The organism is Herbaspirillum sp. GCM10030257 (genome assembly GCF_042666555.1).
Taxonomy (GTDB): Bacteria; Pseudomonadota; Gammaproteobacteria; order Burkholderiales; family Burkholderiaceae_D; genus Noviherbaspirillum.
Map to the genome: position 1 here is coordinate 1 of NZ_JBHTDH010000077.1, position 3,907 is coordinate 3,907.

Consider the following 3,907-nt stretch of genomic DNA (forward strand, 5'->3'; position numbering starts at 1 on the left):
GCGGCACGCCGTCACGCATGACGAAGCGTGTGCGCAGCGATTCGTGGCGCGCCACGATGCGGTCCAGCGCATGGCGCAACGCGCCGGTGTCGAGCACCCCTTCCAGGCGCAGGCCGAGCGGCATATGGTAGGCCTGGCTGACGCCTTCCATCTGCGCCAGGAACCACAGCCGCTGCTGGGCGAATGACAGTACCAGCCCTTCGCCGCGTACGACCGGCGTGATCGGCGGCAGCGCGCTGCGCGCCGCCTCGCGCACCACCGTGGCGAAGTCGCTCAGCACCGGTCGCGTGAACAACTGGGTAATCCGTACTTCCACACCCAGCACCTGGCGGATACGCGAAGTCATCCGTACCGCCGACAGCGAGTGACCGCCGAGGGTAAAGAAATCGTCGTTGCGTCCGACCTGCTCCACACCAAGCACCTTGCTCCAGATCTGGGCCAGCGTGATCTCCAACTGGTCACCAGGCGCCTGGTAATCGCGCTCCAGTGCGCTACCGGCTCCAATATCGGGCGCAGCCAGTGCGCGCCGGTCGAGCTTTCCGCTGGGAGTGAATGGCAACGCATCGAGTGCCACGAATGTGGACGGCAGCATGTACGCGGGCAAGCATTCCGAAAGCGCGGCGCGCAGCGTCGCCGCATCGATCTGCGTTCCGGCGCTTGTCGTGTAGTAAGCAACCAGACGTTGGGCTTCGGCCCCGGCGTTGCCATCGAGCGCCAGCACCGCAGCCTCACGGACGCCATCCAATTCGAGCATCCTGGTCTCGATCTCGCCCGGCTCAACCCGGAAACCACGGATCTTGACCTGAAAGTCGTTGCGACCAGCGAAAACGATATTGCCGTCCGGCAGATAACGGGCGAGGTCGCCCGTCTTGTACATGCGTGCGTCCGGGTTGCCCGAAAACGGATCAGCCACGAAACGTTCCTGAGTCAGCTCCGCGCGGTTGAGGTAACCGCGTGCAACCTGGGCACCACCGATATGGACTTCACCAATGACTCCTTGCGGCACCAGCCTGCCGTGCTGGTCAAACAGGTAGACACTGCTGTTGGACAAGGGCCTTCCGATGATCGGCAATCCGGCATCCTCTGCGTGGGGCTCGTGCAGCGTAGCATTGACGACGGTCTCCGTCGGTCCGTATGCAACCAGAAGCCGTGGGCGGTGGCCGGCCAGCCGGAACCAGTTCGACATGGCTGCGGCTGAAATCGCTTCGCCGCCTACGATCATCAGACGCAGGCACGCAGGTACCCGCAAGGTGCGGTTCTGGACAAGTTGTTCCCAGAACGCGGTGGGCAGGTCCACCACGGAAATCGTATTCGCGGCGCAGTAATCAAAGAAGGTGCTCGCATCCGCGAGCCAGCTATCGGTCCGCAGCACCAGCTTAGCGCCGACGCTGAGGCAACCGAATATTTCCTCGACCGAGACGTCGAACGCAAACGAATTGAACTGCAGCACGCAATCGTCAGCGCGCAGCCCGTACTGCGCTGCAATCTCGACGACCTGGCTTGCCACTCCACGGTGTTCGATCATCACCCCCTTCGGTTTGCCTGTCGAACCAGAGGTATAGATGACATAGGCCAGACTGGAGGATTGAACCCCGACCGACCTGCGGTCCAGGTTCGACTCATTGCCATTCTTCCAAGCAGCATCAGTGCGCAGATCGACGATCGCAATGGAAGCCGCGCAAAGAGCGGCGCCGAACGTTTCCGGTACGTCGACATCAGTCAGCAGCACCATGGGTTGGCAATCGGCCAGCATGTATTGCAGGCGATCAGCCGGATAAGCAGGATCGAACGGGACGTAAGCGCCACCGGCCTTGAGCACTGCCAGCACGCCGATCAACATATCGAGTGAGCGCGTCAGGTGCATGGCTACCCGCACCTCCGGCCCAACGCCAAGTGCGCGCAGGTGGTGGGCCAGGCGATTGGCGCTCGCATTCAGTTCACCGTAGCTCAGCGTCCGTCCTTCCTGTTCGGCCGCGACCGCATCTGGTTTCAATGCAACCCTGGCCTCGAAGAATTCATGAATGCATTCGGCTGCCGGCATGCCGGCGGCGACCGGTGTCGGCGCAGATGTGCTCCATGCACGCAGCAAGGCGATGTCATCCGCCGGAAGAACATCCAGATCGGATGCCGGCGTTTCCCGGCTTTCTTCGAGTGCTGCCGCCAGTTGTTCGAGCGCGGCATGCATGGTGGCGCAAACACGCTCCGGAGAAACCGGAGCCTGCACCTGCGCGGTCAGCGAAAAACCATCTCCCATATCATCCACGTCCAGGCTAAATGGATAATTGGTGCGCTCATCCGTATGCAATACCTCGATCCCCTGCCACGCCTGACGAGCGTCGTACGCGTGCTGGATGGACCCGGCGTTGTGCCGGTAGTTCAGGAACGAGGTGAACAGCGGAGCAGGCGCCGCGACGCCACTACAGCGCTGCGCCAGCGAAAGGGGAGCATGCTCGTGACGCAATAGCCGGGATAGCCGCGCATGCGTGGCGCGAACGCCTGCGCGCACGCTGTCATCGCGCGTCGCGATGCGCAACGGCAGGGTGTTGATGAAGGTGCCTAGCGTACGCCCTATCCCTTCACTGCCCTGCATGCGGCCAAACAGGACAGTACCGAATACAACATCGTCGCGCCCGGAAACGCGTGCGAGAACCTGGGCCCAGGCATAGTGAAACAGGCTTGCGGCACTCACGCCAAGCGCACGTGCCTGAGTGCGAAGCCGTCGCGCCAGAGAAGCATCGACTTCCATGCGTTCCTCGACGATGCGCGATCCGTCCAGATGCACATCGGTCAGGCCGTAAGGCGCGGTTGGCTCGTCCACATCGGACAGCATGTCGCGGAAGAATGCCTCGTGTTCCTCGCGGCTGGTCTCATGCAGAGCCTGAGCCACGAAATCGCGAAACGGAAGCGGATCTGGCAGGCGTCCTTCGGTACCGCACAAGTGCGCGTGTACTTCCTGCAGCATGGTTTCCTGGGCAGTATGGTCGCCGGCCAGGTGATGATTCAGTAACAGCGCGATCCAACGCCCGTTCGGTGCATCATGGGCAATGCAAAGTTGCAGCATGGGCGCTCGCCGTATATCGAGTCGGTAATGACGAGGGTCGAAACGCCGGCTTAGCTGCTCCACGATGTCGCCATCTGCGTGATCGAGTTCCACTTCTTCGATCGCAAGCGGCGCCTGGCGCAAGACCACCTGGACCGGCTCCGGCAATCCATCCCAGTGCACCGCGGTCCGCAGAATGTCGTGACGGTTGATCACCGCCTGCAAAGCACGAATAAAACCGTCCAGGCGCTCCCGCGTATCGATCGCGTAGACGCCACGCAGCAGGTAGGGATCGCCTTCATCCGTTGCCAGGTGATGAAACAGCAGTCCTTCCTGCAACGGCCCCAGGGGATAGATGTCCTGCACATTGGCGGCTCCGCCGGGAACGGCGGATACGATGCGCTCAATCTCGGCTGGCTGAAGACTGACCAGTGTTACCATCGGCGGCGTAATCATGGTGCAGCCGTTCGGTATGCCGTTTGGTACGATCTGGATGTCGTGGTTTTTTGCTCCCGCGTAGCTTCCGTCCCTGACCATGTCGATCAGGGTTTTCTTGTTTTCGCGGATCATCCCGACAACGGTCGGGTCGTCAAAAATCCGGCTCTTGCCAAGCACAACGAGTTCGTCGCCTTCGACGGAAAGCGCAACTTGCTCCTCTTGCAGGCGTAATAAGAGCTGGGCAATTGTCATTTCATAGTCTCCATTTTTTTTCTGTCACGGTCGCGAATTGCGCGAGCCGTGGCGTATCGAACAGTGCGCGCACGTCGGTATGCAGGTCTTCGCGGCGCATGCGCTCGATCAGCGTCACCGCCAGCAGCGAGTGGCCGCCCAGCCGGAAGAAATCGTCATGCCGGCCCACCCGCTCCA

General features: G+C 61.6%; 1 protein-coding gene and 1 pseudogene. Both read right to left on the bottom strand.

The window, feature by feature from the left end; genetic code table 11:
* Positions 1–3,730: amino acid adenylation domain-containing protein (locus ACFQUU_RS29040; protein ID WP_382252089.1), on the bottom strand; the 3,730-nt coding region annotated here is incomplete at its 3' end.
* A 57-nt stretch (positions 3,731–3,787) separates the two neighbouring features.
* Positions 3,788–3,907, bottom strand: a pseudogene (locus ACFQUU_RS29045) (phosphopantetheine-binding protein); the annotation flags it as partial.